Below are 26,478 nucleotides of genomic sequence, written 5' to 3' on the forward strand. Positions count from 1 at the left end.
GCCTCCAGTCCGTCGCGTGGTCCCGTCAGCGCGTGGCGACGCGCAGCGGCTGCGGGTCCACCGGGTCCGGGGGGACCGGCAGGGAGCCGCGGACCTGGTTCTGCGCCTGGCAGTCGCTCGTGCAGTTCGTCGCGCCCTGCGACAGCTCGACCGCGTCCTCGCCGAGCACACCACCCATGCGTCCGCCGGGCTGGACCGTCCAGGTCGTGGTCGTCGCGGTCTGCGAGGTCTTCGTCGCGACCTGCGGGCTGTCCTTGCCGAGCAGCATCTGGTGCGCGTCGCTGCCCGAGGACACCGCCGCGACGCCGTCGCCGAAGTTGATCTTCCCCGTGTAGGGGTTGATGAAGTAGAACAGCCCGGCTCCGAGCGTGTGCGTGAACGTCACGGGCTGGGCGAACTCGGTCTCCATCTGGAAGATCCCGCCCTGGGCGCCGTCCTTCGCCTGGATCTTGAACTTGCCCGCGCCGGTGCCGAAGATCGCCACGAGCGTGTCGTCGCGGACCTCGAGCGAGGAGAGCTTCGTGCCGGCGAGCTGCGCGGCGGTGAGCGACGGGACCTTCGAGGCGAACACCACGGTCGGCTTCGTCACCATCCGCTGGGTGTCCGGTGCCCCGGTCAGCGTGTAGTCGTACACGCCGAGGTCGGCGATGCGGATGTCGAAGCCGTTGTGCTTGCCGCGGACCGCGATGGTGCCGGTGACGGCGACGTCCTTGAGCTTGAAGTCCTTGCCGACCGCGGGGTTCGTCGTGGCGCCGTTGATGGTGACGGCGTAGTCCCCGCCGGTCGACGTCTTGCCGGACGCGTTCGCGGGGGACACCCCGACGAGGGCCGCCGCGGCGACGGCGCCGAGCGCGATCGCGGTGGCGATGCCGGTGGTGCGGCGTCGCGTGCGCTGGGTGGTCATGGGGTGCCTCCTGGGCTGGTCCGACGCGCCGGCGGTGGTCGCGTCCCTCGTGACGATCGTCGTCGGGACGCGGAGGCGGCACCATCGGACCTTGGTACTAGTACCCGCTCCGCCGGCGTGTGCACGGCCGGGTCGTCACCAGCCGTGGTCGCGGGCCCAGAGCGCCGCACTCGTCCGGTCGGCGACGCCGATGCGGCGGAACAGCGATCCGACGTGCACCTTCACGGTCCGTTCGGCGATCCCGAGCTCGGTCGCGATCTGGCGGTTCGACAGGCCACGTGCGATGCGGTCGAGCACGTCGCGCTCGCGGGGCGGCAGGGCCGGTCCGCGGTCCCGCCCCGGAGCCGGCGCACCCGGCAGCAGGGCACGGGCGACGCGTGGGTCGACGGGTGCCTCGTCGCGCGCCGTCGAGCGGACCGCGGCGACGACCTCCTCCGGGGCCGCGTCCTTGAGCAGGTACCCGGTCGCCCCGGCGGCCAGGGCAGCGCGCACGCGGTCGTCGTCGGAGAAGGTGGTGAGGACGAGCACCCGGACCGTCGGCATCGTGGTGCGGATCACCCGCGTCGCCTCGACCCCGCCCGCGCCCGGCATGGAGAGGTCCATCACGACGACGTCCGGGTGCAGGGACGCGGCACGCTCGGTGGCCTCCTCACCCGTGCCTGCCTCGCCGACCACGTCGCAGTCGGTCGTGGTCGCGAGCACGGCGCGGAGGCCCTGTCGGACCAGGGCGTGGTCGTCGACGAGCAGGACCCTCACCGCAGCGACTCCGTCCTGGCGGGCAGCGTCAGCTCCCAGGCGGTCCCCGCCCCCGCTGCGGTCCGCAGCAGCAGCGCGCCGCCGGTGTCCTCGGCGACCTCGCGCAGGAGCGTCGTGCCGAGGTGCCCGGCGGGAGCCGGCCCGTCGAGGAGCCGCGGGTCGAACCCCACCCCGTCGTCGGACACGCGCACCACCAGGTCCCCGCGGTCGGCCCGCACCGACACCCGGATGCGGGTCGCGTCGGCGTGCTTCACGGCGTTCCAGACCGCCTCACGCACGAAGCGCACGATCGCGGTCCGCGCGGCCGTGGAGGCCTCGAGCGGCTCCGGCACGTCGACGTCCGTCAGCACCCCCGCGGCCCGGGCACGGGCGCATGCGTCGTCGAGCGCGGCACCCAGGCCGTCGCGACCGGGAGCGGCCGGGCGGATCGTCGCCATCGAGGTCCGGAGGGCGGACACCGCCTGCCGGAGCGTCTCGGCGGCGGCACGGGTCTCGGGCACCGCACCGAGGGAGAGTGCGAGCCCGGCGACGTCCTGCACGGGACCGTCGTGCAGTTCGCCCGCGAGGCGTCGGCGCTCGGCCGCCTCGGCGTCGAGCGCGCGCCCGAGCAACCGCTCGCGGAGCCGCTGGCCCGTGCGGATCCGCACGAGCAGCCAGAGCAGCAGCGGCACGAGCAGCACGAGCACGACCCCGACGGTGCCGAACGCCAGCGCGGCGAACGCGGCACGCAGGTCGGCGGCGCGGGCGATGACCTGGTCGTACGGCCGGTACGCCTCGAACAGCAGGGCGTCGCCCGAGGGCGTGTGCACCGCCTGGTACGCCTCGAGCAGCGGTCCGTGCCCGCGTTCGTACCGGTTCTCGGGCTCGTCCAGGTCGGACACCTCGGCGTCGGACCGGTCGGTCCGGAGCGCCGCGAGGTCCTCGTCGGAGAGCGGGAAGCGCTCGCCGACCAGCCGGGGTTCGTCGGACCAGAGCACGGTGCCGTCCGCACCCCAGAGCTTCAGACGCACCGTCGAGCCGGCGCGGGACTCGCCGGCCAGGGCGTCGTCGAGTCGTGCGCGGGCGACGGCTCGGGCGTCCGGGTCGCCGCTGGTGACGTCGTCCACGAGGGCGGGCTCCACCACCACCCGGGCGAGCGCAGCCGTGTCGGCGGTGGCGTCCCGCACGGCGAAGGACTCGGCGACGCGCTGCGACACGAGGGTGCCCGCGGTCGCGACGACGGCGCCGCCGAGCAGCGCGGCGACGACGACCCCGACGAGGACCCGCCGCCAGGGGGTCCGTGCCGCACGACGACGCGGGTCGGCGGTGACGAGCACGACCGGGGTCGGCTGCCCGCTGGTCGACGCCCGGTGTCCACGCACGGAGCAACCGTAATCGCCCTGAGCTGCACTCGCGTCCTGGTCGCGGATGCCGGACGAGCCGACCGCGTGTCGTGTGCCCGTTCCTCCCCATCACGCCTGGAGTGGGAAGCGGAACCGCGCGTACCTGGTCAGGAGGAACGACCTGGTACGCGCGGATCCGCCCGCGACGCGCGGATCCGTCCGGCGGGGTGGCGCGAACAGCGACGGACGGGAGGCGCGGTGCCGGCCGGCACCGCGCCTCCCGTCCGTGCGTGCCTGCGTCAGCCCGCGGGCGTGCGGTCCGGCGCGGAGGCGAGCGCCTGCCGCACCGACCCCCACGCGGCGAGCCGCTCCCGGATGGCGTCGTCCCGCTCGACCTCGAGCGCCGTCGCGTGCGCCTGCTCGAGCACGTCGTCGACCACGACGCGCTGACCCGAGCGGGCGGAGGCGATCGCCGCGTCCACCATCACCAGGCTCATGACGTTGCCGTGCACCTCGCCGTCGGGGGTGACCCCGGTCCGGACGGCCCGCACGAAGGACGCGAGCGCCCCGGCGATCTCCGTACCGACTCCCGGCGCACCCGCCGGCGTGCCGGGTGCGTCGTCGATCACGCTCGACGGGTCGTGGTCGCCGTCCCACGACGCCGACCCCGACGCTCCCGACGCGCGCCAGTCACCGTTCCACGACGTCTCGTCACCGGGCGCGCACCACGAGCCGTCGTAGACGTAGCGGACGTCGTCCTCGAAGGTGAACACCGCGGCGGCGTCCGCGTCACCGCGGTACCAGGACCACGACGGGTTCCACGACTCGCAGTACACCGACACCGGGTCGCGCTCGAGCACGTAGCGGGCGGAGTCGAAGGCGTGGATCGCCATGTCGAGGAGCAGGACGTCGTCCATCTCCTCGCGGAAGCCGCCGAAGTGCGGGGCCTTCGCGAACCGGGTGTTCAGGCTGCCGACGCCGCCGAGCGCGCGGACGTGCTGCCGGAAGGCCACGAGCTGGTCGTTGTAGCGGCGCGACTGCGACACCATGAACAGCTGCCCGGTGGCCTCGGCGGCGGCGGCGAGGGAGAGCGCCTCGGCGACGGTCTGCGCCGCGGGCTTCTCGCCGAGGACGGGGAGCCCCGCGTGCAGGGCGTCCATCGTCACCGGGTGGTGGGCGACGGGCACCGTGATGTCGAGGACGGCCTCGGCGCCGGTCTCCGCCAGGAGTGCGGGCAGGTCGCGACCGACCGGGATCGTCGGGGACCCGGCGAGCTCGGCCCCGGCTCGGGCGGCGTCGAGGTCGAGGTCGACGACACCGACGAGCTCGACGTCCGGGTCGGCGGCGACCGTCCCGAGCCACGCGCGGCCCATGCCGCCGGCGCCGACCTGCACGACCCGCAGCGGGGCGTGCTCGGTCATGCGCGGGCCTCGGCGGGCTCGGCGGGCTCGGCGGGCTCGGCGGGGTCGGTGGGCTCGGCGAGCTCGTCCTCGGGTGCGTCGTCGAACGGGCCGCGGTAGTGCTGCCCGTCGAAGTACTCGCCGAGGTCGTAGCGGCGCAGGGTCGGCAGCTCGCGCTCGCGCTCCGGTCGCGCCCACTCGGTCGCGTTCGCGATCACCCGTCGGACGTCCGGGTGGTGGTACACGGGGAAGTCCTGGTCACCGGGGGAGAAGTAGAAGATCCTCCCCAGGCCGCGGCGGTAGGTCATGCCGCTCCGGAAGACCTCGCCGCCGGTGAACCCGGAGATGAAGACCAGCTCGTCGGGCGTGGGCACGTCGAAGTACTCGCCGTACATCTCCTGCTCGGGGATGACGATCGGGTTCGGGACACCGCGTGTGATCGGGTGCTGCGGGTTCACGGTCCAGACGAGCTCCTGGTCGTGCTCGCTCCGCCAGCGCAGGGTGCACGTGGTGCCCATGAGCTTGCCGAAGATCTTCGACCAGTGGCCGGAGTGCAGGACCACGAGCCCCATGCCGGACAGCACGTGCTTGTGGACGCGGTCGACCACGGCGTCGTCGACGTCGGCGTGGGCGGCGTGCCCCCACCAGGTCAGGACGTCGGTCTCGGCGAGCACGGCATCGGTCAGCCCGTGCTCCGGCTCCTGCATGGTCGCGGTGCGGACGACGGCGTCCGGCAGGTTCTCGCGGATGCCGTCGGCGATCGCGCCGTGCATGCCGTCGGGGTAGCGCTCGGCGACGTGCTGCTCGACCTGCTCGTGGACGTTCTCGCCCCAGACGGTGATGCGCAGCGGGGTGGTGGTCATGGTGTGGGCCTTCCTGGAGGGGTGGCGTGGAGCACGTCGGCGGCGGTCGTCACTTGACCGCCCCGCCGAGTGCACCGGCGGAGATGTAGCGCTGGGCGACGATGAGGAGCACGGCCGCCGGCAGGGACGCGAGGACCGACGTCGCCATGACGGGCCCCCAGTCGGTGACGTTCGAGCCGATGTAGTTGTAGATGCCGAGCGTGATCGGTCGGACCGCGTCGGTCGAGGTGAGCGTGAGCGCGATGAGGAAGTCGCCCCACGCGCCGAGGAACGTGAAGAGTGCCGCGGTGACGATGGCGTTGCGGCTGATCGGCAGCACGATCGACACGAAGGCACGCAGGTCGTTCGCCCCGTCGACGAGCGCGGCCTCGACCAGGCTCGGCGGGATCGACTCCATGAACGCCCGCATGAGCAGGATCGCGAAGGGCACCTGCACGGCGCTGTCGGCCAGGATCAGCCCGACGTAGCTGTTGAGCAGCCCGACGTTGTTGAAGAGCGTGTACAGCGCGTTGGCGATCACGATGCCGGGGATCATCTGCGTGATGAGCAGCACGAGCAGGAACACCTTCGTGCCGCGCATCCGGAACCGGGCGAGGCCGTACGCCGCCGGGGTCGCGATCGCCAGCGTGAGCACGACGGTGCCGAGACCGATGATCATGCTCGACACGAAGTTCTGCCCCTGCTGGGCGAAGGCCGCCCGGTAGCCGGCGAACGTCGGGTTCCACGGGAACCAGGTCGCGGTGGCGGCTCCCGAGGTGGCCTGGAGGCTCGTGTTCACCATCCAGTACACGGGGAAGACCATGATCGCGAGGAACACGATCCCGAGGATGGTGAACGGCAACCCCTTCGCGGTGCGGCGCGGGCGGGGCGCTCGTGCGCTCCGCTTCGTCGTGATCGCGCGGGTGACGGTGACGGTCTGGTTCGCGAGTCCGACGCTCATTCGTCGACCGCCTTCCGGGAGATCGCGATGTAGACCATCGCGAAGACGAACGAGACGACGATGAGCACGTTGCTCACCGCGGCTCCGATGCCGAACTGGAAGTTGATGAACGACTGGTGGTAGGCGTTCGTGGCGAGCGTCTGCGTCGAGTTCGCGGGACCGCCGCCGGTCAGGCCGAGGATGATGTCGACGACCTTCAGCGTGTAGACGACCCCGAGCACGATCACCACGCTCACGACGCTCCGGATGCTCGGCCAGGTGATGTACCAGAACGCCTTCACGCCGGTGGCGCCGTCGAGGGCGCCCGCTTCGTAGAGCTCCGGCGGGACGGACTGCAGCCCGCTGTACAGGATCGTCGTGTTGAACGGGATGCCGAGCCAGACGTTCACACCGATGACGGCGATGAGGGCCAGGCTCGGGCTGACCAGCCACGGCACGGGGCCGATGCCGACGACGCCGAGCAGCTGGTTCAGCGCACCGCTGTCCTGGTCGAGCAGCCACTTCCACACCGCGCTCGACGCGATGAGGGGGAGCAGCCACGGCAGGAGCAGCAGGCCGCGCAGGAAGCCCGACAGCGGGAAGTGCCGCCGGAAGAACAGCGCGAGGCCGAGGCCGAGGACGAACTGCAGGACGATCGAGCCCGCGGTGAACAGGGCGGTGTTGACGACGCTGGTCGTGAAGACGCTGCTCGAGAAGACCGCGACGTAGTTGCCGAGGCCGACCCAGGGGGCCTCGCCGGTGAAGAAGGTCTTCGTCGTGTAGTCCTGGAACGACATCAGGATGTTCTTGACCACGGGGTAGCCGAAGAACAGGGCCACGAACACCGCGGCCGGCACGACGAAGAGCCAGCGGGTGATGGACGACCGGAGGCGCGCGCGGCGCTGTCCGGGGCGGGCGGGGGCCGCGGGCGTCGTCGCCCGGGGCCGGATCTGCGTGGAGGCGCTCATGTCAGGTCCTTCCGTCAGGGAACGGGGAGCCGGTCTCGCGACCGGCTCCCCGGCTCCGCTACTGGTTCTGCGACTGCGCCTGCTCGAGCGCCTGCTCGGGGTCGGCCTTGCCGGTCAGTGCGAGCTGCACGGCGGTGTAGATCCTCGTGGCGGCCTTGGGCCAGTCCGGTCCGAGCTCGGCCGTCCGGGCCCGGGCGGTCTGCACGGTGGTGACGAACGAGGCCACGTCGGCGTGGTCCTCGGCCCACTTCTTGCCGACCTCGATGTTGGTGGGCACGTTGCCGCTGACCCCGGCCAGGACGGCCTGCATCTTGTCGCTGTTCAGGCACCCGACGAACTTGCCGGCGAGCTGCATCGTGTCCTTGTTCCCGGTCTGCGGGACGGTGAAGGCCTCGCCGCCGAGCGGGGCGACGGTCTCGGACCCGGTGCGCGTCGGGATCGGGACGCTGTCGAACTCCAGGTCCTTCGCCTTCTTGAGCGCCGGTAGCTGCCACGGACCGTTGATCATCATCGCGGCCTTGCCGGCGATGAACTGGTTGTTGACGTCGGCCTGCGCCCAGTTGATCGAGCTCTTCGACATCGAGCCGTCGTCCTGCAGGTCCTGCACGAGCTGCAGCGCCTGGGCGGCCTCGGGCGTCGCGATGTCCTTCTCGTCGCCGCCGTTCGACCAGAAGAACGGCAGGAACTGCCAGGTGCCCTCGTAGGTGTTGATGTTGCTCATCGCGAAGCCGTACGTCGACCCGTTCGTGAGCTTCTTCGCGGCTTCCTTGAGCTCGTCCCACGTCTTGGGCGGCTGGACGCCTGCCTCGTCGAGCAGCTTCTTGTTGTAGTACAGCGCGATGGAGTTCGTGTTCGGCTGCAGCCCGTAGAGCTTGCCCTCGAACGTGTTCGCGCCCTTCACGCCGGGGACGTCGTCGTCCGCGTCGAGGCCGTAGTCGGCGAGGTCGGACAGCGCCCCGGACGAGGCGATCTGCTGCACGTCGGGGTTGTCGAGCATGAGCACGTCGGGCAGGGTGCGCGACGACGCCTGCTGCAGGACCTTCGAGATGAGGCCGGCGCCGGCGACGTGGTTGATCTTCACCTCGACGCCGACGTCCTTCGCGCACTGCTGGTACACGGGGTCGTAGTTGGCGTCGTAGTAGTCCTCGATCGTGAGGGTCTTGCCGCCGCCGCCGGACGACGATGCGTTGCCGGAGCCGGAGCACCCGGCCAGGACGAGGGGGACCGTCGCGACGATCGCGGCGGCGCCGACGAGGGCGCGGCCCCGGCGGGACGTGGAGCGGAAACCAGGCTTCATTGCACTGCTCTTCTCTTCGCGGATGCGGGGAAGGACACGGTGCGTCGACTCCACTGACGTCGTCGTCGCGGTGGTCCTGGGGCGAGAAGCTAACAGAGAAGCGCTTCACCTGTAAAGCGCTTTTCTGGTTCCGGTGCGGGTCTATGCTCGTGACCACCGCAGTGCACGCGGAGCAGGACGGCACCGTCGCCGGCCTGCCGCCGGACGTGCACGGAACCCGACGGTGCCGATCGATCAGGAGGGGCCGATGGCCACGATGCAGCAGGTCGCCGACCGCGCCGGCGTCTCCATCGCGACGGTGTCGTTCGTGGTGAACGGCACGAAGTACGTCACGCCGGCGACGACGGCGAAGGTCACCGCGGCGATGCGCGAGCTGAAGTTCCGCGGCAACGTCGTGGCGCGCGCGCTCGCCAGCCGGCGGACGCGGATCATCGCCCTGCTCTTCCCGACCACGGGCAACCGCTTCAGCCCGACCACGTCCGAGTTCTTCATGAACGCCGCGGAGCGGGCCTCCGAGCGCGGGTACCACCTGGTGCTCTGGCCCGTCGACCCGGCCGGCGACGACCTCGACGACCTCGTCTCCGGCGGTCTCGTCGACGGCGTCGTCCTCATGGAGGTGCGGATGGACGACCCGCGCGTGGTCAAGCTGTCCGAGCTCGGGGTGCCCTTCACCCTGATCGGCCGGACGCGCGACGCGGACGAGCTGCCGTACGTGGACATCGACTTCGAGACCACCATCGAGGACGGACTCGACCACCTGCAGGGTCTCGGCCACCGGCGCTTCGGGCTCGTGCTCGAGAGCCTCGAGGGCACACCGATGGCCGGGTACGCACCGCACCTGCGGGTCGAGGACACCTTCCGCCGCTCGGTCGCCGAGCGCGGCGGTGCGGGAACGATCGTGTACGCCGGCCCCGGGAGCGAGGGCGGTCGCGACGCCGCCCGACGCCTGCTCGAGGCGGACCCGGACGTCACCGCGGTGCTCGTGATGAAGGACGACTCGTCCGCCGGTCTGCTGGTCGGTCTCTACGCCGCGGGTCGACGGGTGCCTGATGACGTCTCGGTGCTCAGCATCGCGTCGTCGGCCGCAGCGGGGGACCAGCACCACCCCCGCCTGTCGACGATGATCGCGCCCGGTCGCGAGCTCGGCGTGCGCGCGGCCGACGCGCTGATCGACCGCCTCGACGGCACGTCCGTCGAGCTCCCGCACTTCCTGCTGCCCTGCGTGCTCCGCCCCGCCGAGTCGACGGCCCCCGCACCCACCCGCTGACCCGCGCGGCCACGCCTCGGACGGGAGGCACGTGGCGGGCCCGCACCGCGCCTCCCGTCCGTCGCCTACTCAGGCTCCCTGTGCGGTCGCTCAGGCGCGCTTGGTTCTGTGGTGCCACGTGATCGCCGGGTGCTCGCGCACCCTTCGTCGAGGAGGACGGATGGCAATCGACCGCAGGCTCTTCCTGCTCGGGGGCACGGGGGTGCTGCTGCTCGCCGGCTGCTCCACCCGGCCGGAGCGCACCACCGTCGAGCAGTGGCCCACCGACCCGCCCGAGGGCGACGTCACGATCAGCTGGTGGGCGGGGCAGGTGGCCTCGAAGGACGGCGGTGACCTCCGTCGCCGGTTGATCGCGGAGTTCCAGAAGGAGCACCCGAACATCCGCGTGCGGATCGTCAGCGCCCCGAGCGACACCGACACGAACCGCACCAGCCTGACGACGCAGATCGCCGCGGGGAGCCCGACACCGGACGTGTACCTGGGCGACGTCGCGTGGCCCGGGCAGTTCGCGAAGAACAAGCTCGCGACCCCGGTGAACCAGCTCGTCGGCGAGGACTTCTTCGAGCAGTTCCCCGAGGGACTCCGGCTGGCCGCCAGCGTCGACGGGACCTACTACATGTTCCCGCTCTACATCGACGAGTCGTTCTTCCTGTACCGGCAGGACCTGCTCGACAAGCACGGGTTCCAGGTCCCGCGCTCGTGGGAGGAGGTCAAGGAGACCGCCGCGAAGCTCGTCGACGCGGGCGACGTCGACTACGGGCTGGCGTTCCAGGGGGACGTGTACGAGGGCCTCACCTGCAACGTCACCGAGTTCGTCGCCGACGCGGGCGGCTCGCTGCTCAACGACGACCTGACGAAGCCCGCGACCACGAGCTCGGAGACGAAGCGCGCCTTCGAGTTCATGCGGTCGCTCATCACCGACGGCGCCGCACCGCGCGCGACCCTGACGTACCAGGAGCAGGACACGAACGACGCCTTCGCGGGCGGTCGCGCCGCGTTCCTGCGCAACTGGTCGTACGCGTGGGGCATCGCGAACGGGCCGGACTCCGCGGTCGCGGGCAAGGTCGGTCTCGCCGCTCGCCCGACCTTCGACGGCACGGACGAGCACCACTCGACGATCGGCGGGTGGGGGAACTACATCAACCCGCACACCCAGCAGCCCGCGGCGGCGCTGACCTTCGCGGCCTGGATGTCGAGCGAGACGGCGCAGCAGTTCCTCACCCGCGAGGGCGGTGTCCTGCCGGCCCGCAGCGCGAGCCTGGTCAGCGACGACGCGAAGCGGCAGAACCGCCCGACGTACGACACCGCCGCGGGCATCACGCTTGTTCCCCGTCCGACCTCGACGGCGTACTACCCGAAGGTCTCGCAGGGCGTGTACCAGAACGGCAACAGCATCCTCGGCGGGCAGGCCTCCGTCGACGGCGGCACCCGCGCGATGGCCTCCGCGATCTCGCTCGCCCTGACCGGGGACGCGCTGTGAGCGCCGGTACCGCGACGCGGACGCCGGCCGGCGCAGCGGGGGGACGGACTCCGGGGAGGAGGCCCGACGGGTACCGCCCGACGAGCGCTCGGTCGCGGATGGAGCGCGTCCGTGCCCGGGGTGCGTGGGGCTTCGCCGCCCCGGCGCTCCTGGTCGTCGCCGCGGTCACGATCTTCCCGGTGGTGTACTCGATCGTCCTGAGCTTCGCGGACGTCGAGATCGGCTACGACGGCTTCACGATCCAGGGCTTCGGCCTCGGCAACTACGCGGCCCTGCTGCAGAGCGCCGACTGGTACCGGGCGCTCGGCTTCACGGTGCTGTACACGGTCGTCACGGTGTCCGTGGAGCTCGTCCTCGGCATGCTCGTCGCCCTGGTGCTCGAACGGCTCGGGGTCACCCGCGGCTGGATGCTCGCGCTGCTCCTCGTGCCGTGGTCGCTCGTGACGATCGTGAACGCACAGCTGTGGAAGTACATCTACGACTCGACGTACGGCGTCGCGACGTGGTTCTTCGGGCTGTTCGGCGACGCCCCGGTGATCCTCGGTGAACCGGTCCCCGCGATCACGGGTCTGATGGTCGCGGACATCTGGAAGACCACGCCGTTCGTGGCGATCATCCTGCTCGCGGGCCTCGTCCAGATCTCGGAGGACCTCTACGAGGCCGCCGAGCTCGACGGGGCGAACGGGTGGCAGACGTTCTGGCGCGTCGTCGTCCCGCAGCTGGCTCCGACCCTGACGATCGCGGTCCTGTTCCGCGTGCTGCAGGCGTTCGGCGTCTTCGACCTGCCGTTCGTGCTGACGAACGGCGGACCGGGCACCACGACCCAGTCGCTCGCGATCATGGGCTACAAGGTGCTCTTCCAGGACATCAACATCGGACCGGGCGCAGCGATCGCGACCAGCACCGCGGTCATCGTGGCCGTCGGGTGCCTGCTCTTCCTGCGGGCGTTCCGGAACCAGGCGAAGGGAGGGGATGCCTGATGCCCCGTCAACGTGTCCGCAAGGGCTGGCGGAAGTGGGTCAACACCGTCAACGTCAGCGGTGTCGTCATCGCCGTGCTCACCGCGCTGCCGCTCTACTGGCTCGTCTCGACCTCGCTCAAGCCGTCGTCGGAGATCGCCCAGTCGCCGCCGACCGTCGTGCCGCAGTCGCTGACGTTCGACAACTTCGTCGTGGCCTTCCGCGACAACGCCCTCGGGCAGTACATGGTGAACAGCATCGTGGTGTCGGTGGCGACGACGGTCATCGTGCTCGCGCTGTCGTTCCTCGCCGGCTACGCCCTCGCCGGGCGGTGGATCAAGGGCCGCACGGCGATCATGACCTCGCTGCTCATGCTGTCCGTCTTCCCGGCGATCGCGGTCCTGACGCCGCTGTATCTGCTCGAGCGGAACCTCGGGCTGCTCAACTCGTACCCGGGCCTGGTCGTGCCGTACGTCGCGTTCAACCTGCCCTTCGCCATCTGGATCATGCGCAACTACCTGCAGGGGATCCCCTCGACCATCGAGGAGGCCTCCGAGATCGACGGCGCCGGCGCCTGGCGCACCGTGCTGTCGGTGATCCTGCCCATGGCGAAGCCCGGGCTCTTCACCGTCGGGGTGTTCACCTTCACGGCGTCGTGGAGCGAGTTCCTCATGGCGCTCACGTTCAACAGCGAGAACTCGTTCCGGACCATCCCGGTCGGCATCGCCCTGTTCGGGACCCAGTTCACCGTGCCGTTCGCGCAGATCTTCGCGGCGAGCGTCGCCGCGACGATCCCGATCGTCATCCTCGTGCTGGTGTTCCGCCGCTCGATCGTCTCCGGGCTCACCAGCGGAGCGGTCAAGGGGTGACGTCCGCAGCCTCGGTGACCGCGGACCGGTCGCCGGCCCCGTGACGGACGGTGCGCGCTCGTCGCGGCCCGGACGGTGCCGTGCCGTCAGCGACGTGCGTCGCGCGCGGTGTCGGTGAAGAAGTCGGCGTACAGGCCGTTCACGTCCTGCAGCTCGCCGTACTTCCACCGCTTGCGCATCCGGCGGAACGTCTCGATGCGCACCGGGTCGATGCCCGGCTCGGACTGGTACGAACCCATGGTTCCTCCCCGTTTCCCTGATCCACCCCCGTGTGGGGGTACCCAGTGGTGACGGTACGGGCAGAGCGGCTCCGCGTCCGGCAAGATAGGTCGGGAAGTTACCTAACTGCGCTTGTTGGACAAACGTTCGAGCAGGGTCCTCGGCCGCCCGTAGCCTGCCGTCAGGGGGTCGGAGCGCCGTACTCGAGCGCCTCGATCACACGATCGATCACGCGGACGTACCGCGTGGTCTCGCGCTCGGAGAAGGAGGACAGGAGCTCGTGCAGGTGCTCGTTCGTGCTGTCCATCGCCGCGGCGTAGGCGCGCTGCGTCTCCGGCGTGAGCTCGATGAACCGGCTGCGGCCGTCCTCCGGGTTCGGCACGCGGCACAGGTGCCCGGCGCGTTCGAGCCGGTCGACCGTCCCCGTGACCGCCGGGCCCGTCAGGCCGAGGTGCGACACGAGGTCCTTCACCCGGACCGTCCGGTCGGCCGCAGCGGCGCGGGCGACGAACTGCAGGACCGTGAGGTCCGAGCCGGAGACGGAGAGGCGTTCCCGCAGTCGGCCGCGGAGGGCACCCATCGCGGCTTCGAGCCGGGTGATCGCCGCCGTCAGGTCGATCTCACTCACGTGGTCGCCCCCTCCGTGCGCATCGGTCGTGCGCGACACTACGCGGCACCCACCCCAGAACCGTATCCGGATAACGAGGAAGCATGCGCCATCTGGACAGAGCCACGCCGACGGACCTGCCGTGGCTGACCCGTTGATCGAGGCGTTCGGCGCCGAGGAGACCATCGCACCGGTGCGGTTCGAGGTGTCCGGGACGCGCCCGGACACCGCCGTCCGCGACCTCGGCGGCATCTACGCGGGGGAGCGGTGGAGCGCCGTGCCGTCCCACGGACGGTTCGACTACCGCTACACCGCGATCGGGGACAGCGAGGTCACCATCCGGCGCTCCCAGATGCACGGCGAGATCCGGGGCTGGATGCCCGTCGGCTCGGTCGACTACGTCGTCACGTGGATCAGCACCGGCACGGGTGAGCTCGAGATGCGCGGTGAGCGCTGGCCCATGCTGCACGACACCCCCGTGATGTTCCCCGCCGACGAGGAGTTCGGCTTCGTCACCGCGGACTACGACCAGCGGCTGGTGCACTTCGACCGCGAGTTCGTCCGACGTGTCGCCGCGGCGCGGTCGGACATCGCGGACCGGCCGATGCGGTTCGACCCACGACGCGGTGCCGACGAGTCGATCGAGCACCGCTGGCAGGGTGCCCTGACGGCGTTGTCCCGGGCGCTGCGCGTCGGCGGACCGGACTCGGACGCGTGGCAGGACGCCAAGGTCACCGCTGCCGAGGTCTTCCTCGACATGTTCCCGCCGCAGAGCGACGACCTGCCCGACGTGCTGGAGCAGCCGCGGAACGCCCGGCTCCGGGCCGCCGTGGAGTACATCCACGCGCACGCCGCCGAACCGGTGTCGATCGTCGACCTGTCCGAGGCCGCGGGGTTGAGCGTGCGGTCCGTCCAGGAGTCCTTCCGGCGGGTCTTCGACGTCTCCCCACTGACCTACCTGCGCCACGTGCGGCTCGACCGCGTGCACGAGGAGCTCCTCGAGGCAGGGCCGCAGGCCGGTGCCGTCGGGGACATCGCGCGCCGGTGGGGCTTCGCGCACCTCGGGCGGTTCTCGGCGTCCTACGCCGAGCGCTTCGGTGAGTACCCGAAGCAGACGCTGCGGCGCTGAGCGCTGAGCCGCGGGTGGCGCCGCACCGGTCGGCGCAGCGCGCAGCGGCGGGCGCGACGTGCTCGCGCACGACCAGGAGCACGTCGCGCCACGGAACGCCGTGGCGCGACGTGCCGTCGGGTGTGCCGCTGGTGCCGCGGGCGCGAGGGGCGCGAGCGGCGCGGCCTGCGCCGCTGTCGGCGGGTGCGACGTGCTCACGCATGACCAGGAGCACGTCGCGCCACGGAACGCCGTGGCGCGACGTGCCGTCGGTTGTGCCGCTGGCGCCGCGGGCGCCGCGGGCGCGAGCGGCGCGGCCCGCGCCGCGGCAACGACATGATTCCGTCTCCCGACCGCGGCGCACTGTCGCTCTCGCGGACGACTCGCGCCACCGCGCAGCAGGCGAGCACCGCCGGACGGGAGGCGCGGTGCCAAGTCGTCGCGCGCCTCCCGTCCGTCGACCCGTCGGGACGGCTGAGCGGGTACGACATGCCGCGGTCGTACGTCGAGCGGGCGCGATCGGTTGCCAGCAGCGCCGAGGGTGACGGATGTGGCCCGCTCGTCGTGCGGACGGGAGGCGCGGTGCCAGGTCGCCGCGCGCCTCCCGTCCGTCGACCCGTCGTGACGGCTGAGCGGGTACGACACGCCGCGGACGTGCGTCGGGCGGGTGCGATCGGCTGCCAGCAGCGCCGAGTGTGACGGATATTGCCCGCTCGCCGTACTGACGGGAAGCGCCGCGCAGCGGCCGCGCGCCTCAGGCGTGCGCCGGCGCCGTGCTGCTCCGGACGCGCAGCGTCGAGCGCAGGCGCACGTGGTCGCTCGTGGGCTCGCCGCGGAGCATGGCGAGGAGCATCGCGACCGCGCTCGCGCCGAGTTCGGCGAGCGGCTGAGCCACGGTGGTGAGCGGCGGCGTCGTGGTCGACGCCTGCGGGACGTCGTCGAACCCGACGACCGACAGATCCTCGGGCACGCGCAGCCCGAGCGACGCTGCGGCGTGCAGCACGCCGATGGCCGACGAGTCGTTCGCGGCGAACACCGCCGTCGGCCGGTCGGGCAGCGTGAGGAGCTCGTGAGCAACGGCTGCCGAGCGCTCCTCCTGGTAGTCACCGGCGCGCACGAGTCGCTCGTCGACCGCGATGCCGGCGGCGGCGAGGGCGTCCCGGTAGCCGGTCTCGCGGAGCTGCGACGACGCCAGGTCACTGCGCCCCTGCACGTGGGCGATGCGGGTGTGCCCGAGCTCGAGCAGGTGGTCCACGGCGTCCCGGGCCCCGGCGACGTTGTCGGTGTCGACGGTCGCGTGGCCCTCCGGCCCGGTGTGCGGGTCGATCGCGACGACGGGGATGGACGCTCCCGACAGGGCGGCGGAGGGGGTCACGACGATGGCGCCGTCGATGAGCGTTCCGGACAGGCGTGAGAGCGAGCGGCGTTCCCACCCGGGCTGCCCCGTGCCGGCCTCGAGTCCGGCGTAGGCGAGCAGCTCGTAGCCGGTCCCCGTGGTCGCCGCCGAGACGCCGCGCAGGAGCTCGGTCGAGAACGGTTCGAACTCGGGGACCAGGATGCCGATGACGTTGGTGCGGGAGCTCCGCAGGCTGCGCGCGACGAGGGACGTCTCGTAGCCCAGGCGCTCGACCACCTCCTGGACGCGGAGCATGGTCGCGGGCGCCACGCCGTCGCGGTTGTTGACCACCTTCGACACGGTCGGGATCGAGACGCCGGCGGCACGCGCGACGTCCGCGATCGTGACCCGCCCCGGTCCGGGCGTGTGATCGACGGCGGTCTGCATGTGCTCACCGTACCGCCGCCACAGCGTTCCGCCAGTGGACACATCACGGTTAGAAAACGTTATCGATAACGATTGACAAGCCCGTGGAGCAGCTGGCACGCTCTCCGCAGCGGCATCGACTGCCGCGAACGTCAACGACGACACCGAGGAGTTCCACGATGACGAGGAAGATCCGTGCCGCGGCAGCCATCGCGCTGGTCGGGGCCACCGCTCTCACGCTGGCGGGTTGTTCCGCCGGCGGCAGCGACCCGTCGGAGGACGGCGGCAAGGTCACGATGACCTTCTGGCACAACTCGACCACCGGTCCGGGCAAGGCCTACTGGGACAGCACCGTCAAGGCGTTCGAGGAGAAGTACCCGAACGTCACCATCAAGACCCAGGCGATCCAGAACGAGGACCTGGACGGCAAGCTCCAGACCGCGCTCAACTCCGGTGACGGCCCGGACGTCTTCCTGCAGCGCGGCGGCGGCAAGATGGACGCGATGATCGCAGCCGGTCAGCTCATGGACATCTCCGACTCGATCAGCGACGACGCGAAGCAGTCGATCAGCAAGGGCACCTTCGCCGGGTACGAGAAGGACGGGAAGACCTACGCCATGCCGGGCGCCGTGCTCCCCGAGGGCATCTGGTACTCGAAGGACCTGTTCGAGCAGGCCGGCATCGACGGCACCCCGACCACGATGGACGAGCTGAACGAGGACATCGCCAAGCTCAAGGCCAAGGACATCGACCCGGTGGCCGTCGGCGCGAAGGACGCCTGGCCCGCCGCGCACTGGTACTACAACTTCGCGCTCCGCGAGTGCAGCGAGAAGACGCTGAACGACGCGGCGAAGACGCTCGAGTTCGACGACGCGTGCTGGACCAAGGCCGGCCAGCAGCTCGAGGACTTCACCGCGACGAAGCCCTTCAACCAGGGCTTCCTCACCACCGCCGCGCAGCAGGGCGCCGGCAGCTCGGCCGGACTCCTGGCGAACCACAAGGCCGCGATGGAACTCATGGGCGCCTGGGACCCGGGCGTGATCGCCTCGCTGACCCCCGACGCGAAGCCGCTCGGCGACCTCGGGTGGTTCCCGTTCCCCGCGGTGGACGGCGGCAAGGGTGACCCGAAGTCGATGATGGGTGGTGTCGACGGCAACTCCTGCTCGGCACAGGCCCCGAAGAAGGCCTGCACGGACTTCCTCAACTTCATCGTGCAGAAGGACAACCAGGAGGCGTACTACAAGGCCTTCAACGCGATCCCCGTCAACAAGGACGCGCAGTCCGTCGTGTCCGAGCCCTACCTGAAGACGGCCCTCGCCGCCTACCAGGAGGCCCCGTTCGTCTCGCAGTACCTCGACACCCTGTACGGCCAGAACGTCGGCAACGCGCTGAACACCAGCGTCGTCGACCTGCTCGCCGGCAAGGGCAGCGCGAAGGACATCGTCGAGACCACCAACCAGGCCGCGGCCAAGGGCTGATCATGGCGCTCGACACCTCCCTCGGCACGACCCCGGCGAAGGCGTCGGGCACGGCTCCCGGGACGTCCCCGGCGGGGAGCGGTTCGCCGCTCCCCGCCCGGCGGACCGCCCAGCGCGTCGCCGACTGGCGCAAGCGCGTCGAGATCGCGGTCCTCGCCGGACCCGCGGTCATCGTCTTCGTGACGTTCGTCATCCTGCCGGTGGCGCTCGCCGCGTACTACGGCTTCTACAAGTGGCAGGGCTACGGCCCGCCGACGAACTTCGTCGGGCTGCAGAACTACCTGATCATCTTCCAGGACAAGGCGTTCCAGTCGGTCCTGCTGCACAACGGCTTCATCGTCGTGATGTCGCTCGTGCTCCAGGGCCCGATCGCCATCGTCCTCGCCCTGCTGCTCAACCAGAAGATGCGCGGCCGCGGGCTCGTCCGCGTGCTCGTCTTCGTGCCCTACGTGATCTCCGAGGTCATCGTCGGCACCGGCTGGAGCCTCATGCTGCAGTCCAACGGCGCCGTGAACGACCTGATGCAGGGCATCGGACTCGGCGGACTCCGTCAGGACTGGCTGTCCAACCCGGACATCGCCATCTGGAGCCTCCTCGCGATCATCTCGTGGAAGTACATCGGCTTCGCGGTGATCCTGTTCCTGGCCGGTCTGCAGAGCATCCCCGAGGAGCTCTTCGAGGCCGCGGCGATCGACGGTGCGAGCTACTGGCAGATCCAGCGCCGCATCACCCTGCCGCTGCTCGGCCCCACCATCCGCATCTGGGCGTTCCTGTCGATCATCGGCTCGCTCCAGCTGTTCGACCTCGTCTACATCATCTGGGGCCAGTACATCTCGTCGACCGCAGGGACCTCGACCATGGCGACGTACATGGTCGCGAACGGCCGGACCTCGGGCAACTACGGCTTCGGCAGTGCCGTCGCGGTGGTCATGTTCCTGATCTCGCTCGCCGTCGCCCTGGTCTACCAGCACTTCGTGCTCCGTCGGGACACCGCCGGCGCCATCACCGAGAGGAAGCACTGATGGCCGTCACCAGCGCCACCACCAACCTCGTCGCCCCCGGCCGCCGCGGTGCCCGGGCACGGAAGTCCGGCGCAGCACTCGGCCAGGCGAGCCCACTGACCTACGTCGTCGCGATCCTGTTCGTCGCCGCGAACCTCGCCCCGGTGCTCTACATCGTGCTGGGCGGGTTCCGGACGAACTCGCAGATCACGACGAGCCCGGCCGGTCTGCCGGCACCGTTCCAGTTCGGCAACTACGGATCGGTCCTGTCGAGCGGGATCTTCTGGCAGCAGCTCGGCAACTCGACGATCAGCGCGGTCACCACGACGCTCGGCGTCGTCGTGCTCGGGCTCATGGTCAGCTTCGTGCTCGCCCGCTACTCCTTCCGGGGTCGCGGTGCGGTGTACGCGCTGTTCGCCGCGGGCCTGATGTTCCCGATCACGGTCGCGATCACACCGCTCTACCTGCTCGTCAAGGACCTCGGTCTCACGAACAGCCTGGCGGGCGTGATCCTGCCGCAGATCGCCTTCGCCCTGCCGACGACCGTCATCATCCTGGTGCCGTTCCTGCGGGCGATCCCGGACGAGCTCGAGGAGGCCGCCTCGATCGACGGGGCCAGCCGCCTCGGCTTCTTCTTCCGGATGATCGTCCCGCTGTCCCTGCCCGGTGTGGTGACCGTCGGCATCCTGGCGTTCATCGGCAGCTGGAACAGCTACATCCTGCCGCTGTTCATCCTCAACAACGAGGCCGCCTACACGCTGCCGCTCGGCGTCCAGGCGTTCTCGTCGCAGTACTCCGTCGACACGGCGAAGGTGCTCGCCTTCACGTCGATGTCGATGATCCCCGCGCTGGTGTTCTTCACGATCTTCCAGAAGCGCATCGTCGGCGGTCTGACCGGGGCGGTGAAGGGGTGACCACGCTCGACCACACGGTCACCACCGACGGCACCACCGACGGCCAGGCGGCACGCGGCACGTCCGCACCGCGGCCCGCCGCCACCCGTGACGGACGGGAGGGACGTGGCGACGCCGCCACGGGCCTCCCGTCCGACCCGGGGCACGTCACGGACGCGACCGTGTCCGACCGCGTCACCACGCTGCTGGCCGCGATGACCCTCGAGGAGAAGACCGCGCAGCTGGTCGGCTACTGGCTCGACCAGAACGGCGTCGTCGCCCCGATGCAGGGCGAGATGGCCGCGGCCCAGCAGGGCACGACGCTCACCGACGTCACCCGGCACGGCCTCGGCCAGTACACCCGCGTGTACGGCACCCGTCCCGTCGAGCCCGACGAGCGCGCCGCCTGGCTGTGGGCGGAGCAGCGTCGGCTGAAGCGCGAGACCCGCCTCGGCATCCCGGCGCTCGTGCACGAGGAGTGCCTGACCGGGCTCGCGGCGTGGAAGGCCGCGACGTTCCCGACACCGCTGGCGTGGGGTGCGTCGTTCGACCCGGAGCTCGTCGAGCACGTCGGCGCCGTGATCGGCCGCTCGATGCGCGAGCTCGGCGTCCACCAGGGCCTCGCGCCCGTGCTCGACGTCGTCCGCGACCCCCGCTGGGGACGGGTCGACGAGTGCATCGGCGAGGACCCGTACCTCGTCGGCACCGTCGGTACCGCGTACGTCCGCGGTGTGCAGAGCGCCGGCGTCGACGCCACGCTCAAGCACTTCCTCGGCTACTCGGCCTCGCGCGCCGGCCGCAACCACGCCCCGGTCCACGCCGGACCGCGCGAGGTCGCCGACGTGTTCCTGCCGCCGTTCGAGATGGCCCTCGTCGACGGCGGCGCGCGGAGCGTCATGAACTCGTACGCCGAGGTCGACGGCGTCCCCGTCGCCGCCGACCCCGCGCTGCTCACCGACCTGCTGCGCGACCGGCTCGGGTTCGACGGCACGGTCGTGGCCGACTACTTCTCCGTCGCGTTCCTCGAGGTCATGCACGGCGTCGCCCGTGACCGCGGCGAGGCCGCTGCGACGGCGCTCGCCGCCGGCATCGACGTCGAGCTGCCGACCGGTGACGCCTACCTGGCGCCGCTGGTCGAGCGGGTGCGCAGCGGACTCGTCGACGAGGCCCTCGTCGACCGCGCCGTGCTGCGCGTGCTCCGGCAGAAGGAGCGGCTCGGCCTGCTCGACCCGGACGTCTTCGAGGACGAACCGCCCACCGGTGTCGACCTCGACTCGCCGGAGCACCGGGCGCTCGCGCGGCGGCTCGCGGCGGAGTCGCTCGTGCTGCTCTCGAACGACGGCGTGCTGCCGCTCGACGGTGGCGCCGCAGCCCCCGTCTCCCCGACCCCGGGCGCCGACCTGCAGGGCCCGGTCGCGGTGATCGGCCCGAACGCCCACCGCGCCGAGGCCCTGCAGGGCTGCTACTCCTTCGCCAACCACGTGCTGGCCACGCACACCGGGCTGGAGGCCGGTTTCGCGATCCCGACCGTGCTCGAGGCGATGCAGGACGCGCTCGGGTCCGACACGGTCCGGTACGCCCGCGGTGCCGAGGTCGAGGGTGAGGACCGCGCCGGGTTCGCCGAGGCGGTGGCGGTCGCGCGGGAGTCCTCGGTGGCGGTCGTCGTCGTCGGCGACCAGGCCGGCCTGTTCGGTCGTGGCACGGTCGGCGAGGGCAACGACTCCGAGTCGCTCGACCTGCCGGGCGTGCAGCGCGAGCTCGTCGAGGCCGTCGTCGCCACCGGCACGCCGACCGTCGTCGTGCTGCTGACCGGTCGTCCGTACGCGATCGGCTGGGCACTCGACGGCGACCAGCCGAAGCCCGCGGCGGTCGTCCAGGCGTTCTTCCCCGGCGAGGAGGGCGGCACCGCGATCGCCGACCTGCTCACCGGTGCCGCGGCACCGTCCGGCCGCCTGCCCGTCTCGCTGCCGCGGTCCGCCGGCGCGCAGCCGTACTCGTACCTGCACCCTCGTCTCGGCGGACCGTCCGACGTCACCGCGACGGACTCCACGCCGGTCCGACCGTTCGGCTACGGCCTGACCTGGACGTCCTTCGCGTACGAGGACCTGACGGTGGACGGGACCGCGTCCACGGACGGAGCGCTCACCGCGTCGGTCACCGTGCGGAACACCGGCGACCGGGACGGCGTCGAGGTCGTCCAGCTCTACGGGCACGACCCGCACGCGTCGATCACGCGCCCGGTCGCGCAGCTGCTCGGCTACGCCCGGGTCGCGGTCGCGGCGGGGGAGTGCGTCACGGTGCGGTTCGACGTGCCGGTGCAGCGGTTCGCCTTCACCGACCGCGCGATGCGGAAGGTGGTCGAGCCGGGGGACGTCGAGGTGTGGGTCGCGTCCGACGCGGCGGCGTCGCGGCCGGGAGGCCCGGTGGAGACGGGCGGGATCGTCGCGTCCGGGGACGGTCCGGTCCGGCACGAGTTCCCCCGGTCGGCGACGGACCGTGCGGTCGTGCGCCTGACCGGCGCCGTGCACGAGGTCACGCTGGCCGACCGGCGCACCGTGACCTGGACGACCGTCTGAGCTGCCGACGCCGCCGTGGAGTGTCCGGATCAGGGCCTCTGCGGCGGCGTCCGCGTGCGTTCCGACGTCCGGCCGGTAGCGTGGAACGAGTCTTCCACGGGGACCGCGTCACGGTGCGCCACCACGCACCGCGGCCCCGGTGGACCAGGAGGAGGACGACACCCGTGAGCACCGACGACCAGGCACGCGTGCGCAGCGCGCTCGTGGCGGCACTCGACGTCGTCGACGCACCACCGTCGGAGCGCTTCGAGCGCATCGTCCGGGTCGCGCGCGAGGTCTTCGACGTGCCGCTGTCGTACGTCAACGTGCTCGACGACGACCTGCTGCACACCCTCACCCCGAACGTGCCCGACGAGATCGTCTCCGGACCGGTCGGGTGGTCCTTCTGCCAGCTGACGGTGCAGCACACGGAGCCGACCGTCGTGCCGGACACCACGGCCGACCCCCGGACCGCCGACCTGCCGGGCGTGACACGGCGCGGCATCCGGTTCTACGCGGGCGTCCCGCTCACGATCGCGGGTGGGGAGCCCGTCGGGACGCTCTGCCTGATGGACACGCGACCGCGCGCCTTCTCACCGCAGGACACCGCTGCGCTCATCGACCTCGGACACTGGGCCGAGCGCGCGCTCGCCCAGGGGCTGCACCACGACCGCCTGCTCGAGGTCGCAGGCGCACTCGCGCCGAGCGCCGTCGCGCCCGACGGCTACCGGATCGCCGGCACCACGGTGCCCTACGGCGACCTCAGCGGCGACCTGCACGACTGGTCGGTCGTCGACGGCGACCTCGTGCTGACGCTCGCCGACGTCATGGGCAAGGAGCAGCCGGCCGCGCTGCTCGCGGCCGGGATCCGGGCTGCCCTCCGGCAGCACCGCACCGTCGCGCCCGTGGCCGCCGTCGCCGCCGTCGAACCCGCCCTCGCCGAGGACCTCGGACGTGCGAGCGCCTTCGCCACACTGTTCCACGCCCGGCTCGACCCGGCCAGCGGCGTGGTCGACGTGGTGGACGCGGGCCACGGGCTGGCGGTGCACGTGCCGGCGGCGGGGACGCCGCGGGTGCTCCGGTCCCACGGGCTGCCGCTGGGGTTGCACGCCGAGGGCGCGCTGCGCAGGGCGTCGACCACGGTCCTGGAGCCCGGGGACGCCCTCGTCGTGGTGAGCGACGGAGCACTCGACCTGGGTGACGGGACGATCGACACCCTGCTGGACCTCGCGCGGACCCTGCGCGCCGCGTCGAGCGTCGACGCCTTCCTCGAGACGGTGCGGCTGCGTGCGGCCGAGCGGGCCGAGGACGACGTGACGGTCGTCGTCCTCGGCCGGGTCTGACCGCGCAGCGGCCTCCGGCTCAGGCAGCCATCGGGCCGTACCGGCGGTGCCCCTTGACGTCGTAGCGGTCGAGCATCATCACCTTGTCCCAGGCGGCGACGAAGTCCCGCACGAACCGCTCCTGCCCGTCGCTGCCGGCGTAGACGTCGACGATCGAACGGAGCTGCGCGTTCGACCCGAACACCAGGTCGTTCCGCGAGGCCGTCCACCGCTCCTCGCCGGTGGCCTGCATGGTCCCGGTGAAGGTCGACTCGTGCTCGTCCGTCCTCGTCCACACCAGGTCGGTGTCGGTGAGGTTGACGAAGAAGTCCGTCGTCAGCGCGCCGACGCGGTCGGTCAGGACGCCCGTCGACGAGCCGTCCCAGTTCGCGCCGAGCACCCGCAGCCCGCCGGTCAGCACCGTCCACTCCGGTGCCGTGAGCGTCATGAGGTTCGCACGGTCCAGGAACACCGCCTCCGGAGCGACGCCGGGGGCGAAGTCTGCGAAGCGCTCGGACACGTGGTTCCGGAACCCGTCGGCGATCGGCCGGAGCCACTCGAACATCTCGACGTCGGTCTGCTCCTGGGACGCGTCCACACGGCCGGGCGTGAACGGCACGGTGACCTCGACACCCGCGGCGCGTGCGGCGTCCTCCACCCCGACGCAGCCCGCGAGCACGACCAGGTCGGCGAGCGAGACGTGCTTCCCGTCCTGCTCGAAGGCGGCCTTGACGCTGCGGAGGGTCTCGACGACCGGGACCGTCCGCCGGTTGATCGGCCAGTCCTTCTGCGGGGCGAGCGCGATCCGCCCGCCGTTGGCACCGCCGCGCTTGTCACTGTCCCGGTAGGTCGACGCGGCGGAGTACGCGGTGACGACCAGGTCGGAGACCGAGGTGCCGGTCGACCGGATCGCCGCTCGGAGCGTCTCGACGTCCGCGTCGCTCAGGGGCTCGCCGACCGGGTCGGGCAGCGGGTCCTGCCACAGCAGGTCGTCCGAGATCGTCGTCTCCGGACCGAGGTAGCGGTGCTTCGGCCCCATGTCGCGGTGCGTCAGCTTGTACCAGGCCTTCGAGAAGGCCGTGGTGAACAGGTCGAAGTCGGCGAGGAAGCGCTCGCACACCTCGCGGTAGGCCGGGTCGACCTTGAGCGCGATGTCCGAGGTCATCATCATGAGCGCGTGTGTCTCGCCGGGCACGTGGGCGTCCGGGGTGCGCGGGGCCTCGGGGTCCGCCGGGGTCCACTGCAGGGCGCCCGCCGGGCTCTTGGTCTGCTCCCACTCGTGGCCGAACAGGTTCTCCAGGTAGCTGTTGTCCCAGCGGGTCGGGTCCTGGGTCCAGCTGCCCTCGATGCCGTTCGTCATCGTGTCCTTGCCGTTGCCGGCACCCTTCGGGTTGTGCCACCCGAGCCCCATCGCCTCGATCGGCGCGATCTCCGGCGGCGGACCGATCTCGGCTGCGGGGACCTGGCCGTGGCTCTTGCCGAACGCGTGGCCGCCGGCGATCAGGGCGACCGTCTCCTCGTCGTTCATGGCCATCCGGCTGAAGGTGATGCGGATGTCCCGCGCCGAGCCCATCGGGTCGCCGTTCGCGTACGGTCCCTCGGGGTTCACGTAGATCAGCGCCTGGTGCGAGGCAGCGAGCGGGCTCTGCAGGTCGTAGTCCGCGTCGCCGTTCTCGCCGTGCCACCGCTCGTCGCGCTGGACCATGTCGTCCTGGCTCTCGACGTGGTGCGGGTCCCGGACCTCCGGGCCCCACCAGGTGCCCTCGTCCGGCTCCCACGCGTCGAGTCGACCGCCGCCGAAGCCGTACGTCGGCAGACCCATGAGCTCGAGCGAGCAGTTCCCCGTGAGGACCATCAGGTCGGCCCACGAGAGCGCGTTGCCGTACTTGTGCTTGATCGGCTGGAGCAGACGTCGCGACTTGTCGGTGTTCCCGTTGTCCCACCAGCTGCTGATCGGGGCGAAGCGCTGCATCGCGGTGCCCGCTCCGCCGCGACCGTCCGCGATCCGGTAGGTCCCCGCGGCGTGCCAGGCCATCCGGATCATCTGCGGTCCGTAGTTGCCGTAGTCCGCGGGCCACCAGTCGACCGAGGTCGTGAGCAGCTGCGTGATGTCGCGCTTGAGCTCGTCGAGGTCGATCGTCGCGAAGGCCGCCGCGTAGTCGAAGTCCGCACCGAGCGGGTCGGCGTAGACGCCGTTGCGGTGCAGCAGCTCGACACGGAGCCGCTGCGGGTACCAGCCCTCGAGCGACGACGGTGCCTGACCGAACGTCCCGCCCAGGTGGTCACCGCCGGCGGGCAGGGACCCGGCCATGTGGAAGCTGCAGGTGTCGGTGCCGTCGGTGTCCCGGCCGTGGGAGCCGTGGAAGGACGCGCCCTGCGGGGTCGCAGTGTCGTGCTGCCCGCTGTCGTCGGTGCCGTGCGTGCCGGTCGTGCTGTCGTTGCTCAACGCTGCTCCTGTTCGATGACTGTCCGCGGAACGCGGGGGACGCCCGTCACGCTCCGCCCCGAGGCTGTGAGGACGGCGGGAGC

The 26,478-nt window shown here is 71.4% G+C and carries 22 protein-coding genes; 10 read left to right on the plus strand and 12 right to left on the minus strand.

Features of this window, described 5'->3' with window-relative positions; translation table 11 throughout:
- Positions 1 to 25: 25 nt before the first annotated feature.
- The 8 genes from PIJ49_RS07235 to PIJ49_RS07270 all read right to left on the minus strand — a co-directional run bounded on the left by PIJ49_RS07235 (position 26) and on the right by PIJ49_RS07270 (position 8,429).
- Positions 26 to 904 (minus strand): hypothetical protein, encoded by an 879-nt coding sequence (locus tag PIJ49_RS07235; protein ID WP_209683861.1) that lies wholly within the window; start codon positions 902 to 904, stop codon positions 26 to 28.
- Between the two features lie 135 nt (positions 905 to 1,039).
- Positions 1,040 to 1,660 (minus strand): response regulator, encoded by a 621-nt coding sequence (locus PIJ49_RS07240; RefSeq protein WP_066652392.1) that lies wholly within the window; start codon positions 1,658 to 1,660, stop codon positions 1,040 to 1,042.
- Positions 1,657 to 3,021 carry a sensor histidine kinase gene (locus tag PIJ49_RS07245; protein WP_209683858.1) on the minus strand — a complete coding sequence of 455 codons (1,365 nt, stop codon included), beginning with the start codon at positions 3,019 to 3,021 and terminating at the stop codon, positions 1,657 to 1,659. Before PIJ49_RS07245 ends, PIJ49_RS07240 begins: the two co-directional genes overlap by 4 nt.
- A 260-nt stretch (positions 3,022 to 3,281) precedes the next feature.
- Positions 3,282 to 4,403 (minus strand): Gfo/Idh/MocA family protein, encoded by a 1,122-nt coding sequence (locus PIJ49_RS07250; RefSeq protein WP_209683856.1) that lies wholly within the window; start codon positions 4,401 to 4,403, stop codon positions 3,282 to 3,284.
- Positions 4,400 to 5,245, minus strand: a complete 846-nt coding sequence (locus tag PIJ49_RS07255) for a ThuA domain-containing protein (RefSeq protein WP_245171596.1) — start codon at positions 5,243 to 5,245, stop codon at positions 4,400 to 4,402. Before PIJ49_RS07255 ends, PIJ49_RS07250 begins: the two co-directional genes overlap by 4 nt.
- A 49-nt stretch (positions 5,246 to 5,294) precedes the next feature.
- Positions 5,295 to 6,185 carry a carbohydrate ABC transporter permease gene (locus PIJ49_RS07260; protein WP_209683854.1) on the minus strand — a complete coding sequence of 297 codons (891 nt, stop codon included), beginning with the start codon at positions 6,183 to 6,185 and terminating at the stop codon, positions 5,295 to 5,297.
- A complete protein-coding gene (locus tag PIJ49_RS07265; RefSeq protein WP_245171594.1) occupies positions 6,182 to 7,132 on the minus strand; it encodes a carbohydrate ABC transporter permease in 951 nt (316 codons plus the stop codon). Before PIJ49_RS07265 ends, PIJ49_RS07260 begins: the two co-directional genes overlap by 4 nt.
- A gap of 58 nt (positions 7,133 to 7,190) precedes the next feature.
- Positions 7,191 to 8,429: a sugar ABC transporter substrate-binding protein gene (locus tag PIJ49_RS07270; protein WP_066652409.1), complete on the minus strand. Its 1,239-nt coding sequence runs from the start codon at positions 8,427 to 8,429 to the stop codon at positions 7,191 to 7,193.
- 247 nt (positions 8,430 to 8,676) lie between these two features.
- Between PIJ49_RS07270 and PIJ49_RS07275 the strand changes: the two genes are divergently transcribed.
- The 4 genes from PIJ49_RS07275 (at position 8,677) to PIJ49_RS07290 (ending at position 13,004) form a co-directional block, all read left to right on the plus strand.
- Positions 8,677 to 9,696 carry a LacI family DNA-binding transcriptional regulator gene (locus PIJ49_RS07275; RefSeq protein ID WP_245171591.1) on the plus strand — a complete coding sequence of 340 codons (1,020 nt, stop codon included), beginning with the start codon at positions 8,677 to 8,679 and terminating at the stop codon, positions 9,694 to 9,696.
- Positions 9,697 to 9,856: 160 nt separating this feature from the next.
- Positions 9,857 to 11,176: an ABC transporter substrate-binding protein gene (locus PIJ49_RS07280; RefSeq protein WP_209683851.1), complete on the plus strand. Its 1,320-nt coding sequence runs from the start codon at positions 9,857 to 9,859 to the stop codon at positions 11,174 to 11,176.
- 98 nt (positions 11,177 to 11,274) lie between these two features.
- Positions 11,275 to 12,156 (plus strand): carbohydrate ABC transporter permease, encoded by an 882-nt coding sequence (locus PIJ49_RS07285; protein WP_066652417.1) that lies wholly within the window; start codon positions 11,275 to 11,277, stop codon positions 12,154 to 12,156.
- A complete protein-coding gene (locus PIJ49_RS07290; protein ID WP_081984659.1) occupies positions 12,156 to 13,004 on the plus strand; it encodes a carbohydrate ABC transporter permease in 849 nt (282 codons plus the stop codon). The genes PIJ49_RS07285 and PIJ49_RS07290 overlap by 1 nt, the downstream gene beginning before the upstream one ends.
- An 86-nt stretch (positions 13,005 to 13,090) precedes the next feature.
- Here PIJ49_RS07290 and PIJ49_RS07295 read toward each other — a convergent pair whose 3' ends face one another.
- A complete protein-coding gene (locus tag PIJ49_RS07295) occupies positions 13,091 to 13,243 on the minus strand; it encodes a hypothetical protein (protein ID WP_209683848.1) in 153 nt (50 codons plus the stop codon).
- Between the two features lie 161 nt (positions 13,244 to 13,404).
- Entirely contained in the window at positions 13,405 to 13,851 is a 447-nt protein-coding gene (locus PIJ49_RS07300; RefSeq protein WP_209683845.1) for a MarR family winged helix-turn-helix transcriptional regulator, read from the minus strand.
- 121 nt (positions 13,852 to 13,972) lie between these two features.
- On the opposite strand from PIJ49_RS07300, the gene PIJ49_RS07305 reads away from it, so the two are divergent.
- Positions 13,973 to 14,959, plus strand: a complete 987-nt coding sequence (locus PIJ49_RS07305) for an AraC family transcriptional regulator (RefSeq protein WP_251160546.1) — start codon at positions 13,973 to 13,975, stop codon at positions 14,957 to 14,959.
- Positions 14,960 to 15,692: 733 nt separating this feature from the next.
- On the opposite strand, the gene PIJ49_RS07310 is transcribed toward PIJ49_RS07305, so the two are convergent.
- A complete protein-coding gene (locus PIJ49_RS07310; RefSeq protein WP_066652428.1) occupies positions 15,693 to 16,721 on the minus strand; it encodes a LacI family DNA-binding transcriptional regulator in 1,029 nt (342 codons plus the stop codon).
- A 158-nt stretch (positions 16,722 to 16,879) separates the two neighbouring features.
- Between PIJ49_RS07310 and PIJ49_RS07315 the strand changes: the two genes are divergently transcribed.
- The 5 genes from PIJ49_RS07315 to PIJ49_RS07335 all read left to right on the plus strand — a co-directional run bounded on the left by PIJ49_RS07315 (position 16,880) and on the right by PIJ49_RS07335 (position 23,970).
- Positions 16,880 to 18,178, plus strand: coding sequence for an ABC transporter substrate-binding protein (locus PIJ49_RS07315; protein WP_271826203.1), 1,299 nt, complete (start codon positions 16,880 to 16,882; stop codon positions 18,176 to 18,178).
- Between the two features lie 2 nt (positions 18,179 to 18,180).
- The gene (locus PIJ49_RS07320; RefSeq protein WP_058728968.1) at positions 18,181 to 19,200 is read left to right on the plus strand and encodes a carbohydrate ABC transporter permease; all 1,020 of its coding nucleotides are present in this window, start codon (positions 18,181 to 18,183) and stop codon (positions 19,198 to 19,200) included.
- Entirely contained in the window at positions 19,200 to 20,093 is an 894-nt protein-coding gene (locus tag PIJ49_RS07325; RefSeq protein WP_066652437.1) for a carbohydrate ABC transporter permease, read from the plus strand. Before PIJ49_RS07320 ends, PIJ49_RS07325 begins: the two co-directional genes overlap by 1 nt.
- Before the next feature lie 161 nt (positions 20,094 to 20,254).
- Positions 20,255 to 22,648 carry a beta-xylosidase/alpha-l-arabinosidase gene (locus PIJ49_RS07330; RefSeq protein ID WP_271826233.1) on the plus strand — a complete coding sequence of 798 codons (2,394 nt, stop codon included), beginning with the start codon at positions 20,255 to 20,257 and terminating at the stop codon, positions 22,646 to 22,648.
- A gap of 164 nt (positions 22,649 to 22,812) precedes the next feature.
- Positions 22,813 to 23,970, plus strand: a complete 1,158-nt coding sequence (locus PIJ49_RS07335; protein ID WP_271826204.1) for a PP2C family protein-serine/threonine phosphatase — start codon at positions 22,813 to 22,815, stop codon at positions 23,968 to 23,970.
- Positions 23,971 to 23,989: 19 nt separating this feature from the next.
- Here PIJ49_RS07335 and katG read toward each other — a convergent pair whose 3' ends face one another.
- On the minus strand, positions 23,990 to 26,395 hold the full coding sequence (gene katG, locus PIJ49_RS07340; protein WP_271826205.1) for a catalase/peroxidase HPI: 2,406 nt from the start codon (positions 26,393 to 26,395) through the stop codon (positions 23,990 to 23,992).
- Between the last annotated feature and the right edge of the window lie 83 nt (positions 26,396 to 26,478).

The sequence above is a fragment of the Curtobacterium uvaldense genome, assembly GCF_028307415.1.
Taxonomy (GTDB): Bacteria; Actinomycetota; Actinomycetes; order Actinomycetales; family Microbacteriaceae; genus Curtobacterium.

What these genes read in the sequence shown, in the direction of transcription:
- PIJ49_RS07285 (WP_066652417.1), top strand. Translation starts at nt 11,275, where the DNA reads ATGGAGCGCGTCCGTGCCCGGGGTGCGTGGGGCTTCGCCGCCCCGGCG.
- PIJ49_RS07290 (WP_081984659.1), top strand. Translation starts at nt 12,156, where the DNA reads ATGCCCCGTCAACGTGTCCGCAAGGGCTGGCGGAAGTGGGTCAACACC.
- PIJ49_RS07325 (WP_066652437.1), top strand. Translation starts at nt 19,200, where the DNA reads ATGGCCGTCACCAGCGCCACCACCAACCTCGTCGCCCCCGGCCGCCGC.
- PIJ49_RS07310 (WP_066652428.1), bottom strand. Translation starts at nt 16,721, where the DNA reads ATGCAGACCGCCGTCGATCACACGCCCGGACCGGGGCGGGTCACGATC.
- PIJ49_RS07235 (WP_209683861.1), bottom strand. Translation starts at nt 904, where the DNA reads ATGACCACCCAGCGCACGCGACGCCGCACCACCGGCATCGCCACCGCG.
- PIJ49_RS07255 (WP_245171596.1), bottom strand. Translation starts at nt 5,245, where the DNA reads ATGACCACCACCCCGCTGCGCATCACCGTCTGGGGCGAGAACGTCCAC.
- PIJ49_RS07250 (WP_209683856.1), bottom strand. Translation starts at nt 4,403, where the DNA reads ATGACCGAGCACGCCCCGCTGCGGGTCGTGCAGGTCGGCGCCGGCGGC.
- PIJ49_RS07270 (WP_066652409.1), bottom strand. Translation starts at nt 8,429, where the DNA reads ATGAAGCCTGGTTTCCGCTCCACGTCCCGCCGGGGCCGCGCCCTCGTC.
- PIJ49_RS07280 (WP_209683851.1), top strand. Translation starts at nt 9,857, where the DNA reads ATGGCAATCGACCGCAGGCTCTTCCTGCTCGGGGGCACGGGGGTGCTG.
- PIJ49_RS07260 (WP_209683854.1), bottom strand. Translation starts at nt 6,185, where the DNA reads ATGAGCGTCGGACTCGCGAACCAGACCGTCACCGTCACCCGCGCGATC.
- PIJ49_RS07275 (WP_245171591.1), top strand. Translation starts at nt 8,677, where the DNA reads ATGGCCACGATGCAGCAGGTCGCCGACCGCGCCGGCGTCTCCATCGCG.
- PIJ49_RS07315 (WP_271826203.1), top strand. Translation starts at nt 16,880, where the DNA reads ATGACGAGGAAGATCCGTGCCGCGGCAGCCATCGCGCTGGTCGGGGCC.
- PIJ49_RS07265 (WP_245171594.1), bottom strand. Translation starts at nt 7,132, where the DNA reads ATGAGCGCCTCCACGCAGATCCGGCCCCGGGCGACGACGCCCGCGGCC.
- PIJ49_RS07320 (WP_058728968.1), top strand. Translation starts at nt 18,181, where the DNA reads ATGGCGCTCGACACCTCCCTCGGCACGACCCCGGCGAAGGCGTCGGGC.
- PIJ49_RS07295 (WP_209683848.1), bottom strand. Translation starts at nt 13,243, where the DNA reads ATGGGTTCGTACCAGTCCGAGCCGGGCATCGACCCGGTGCGCATCGAG.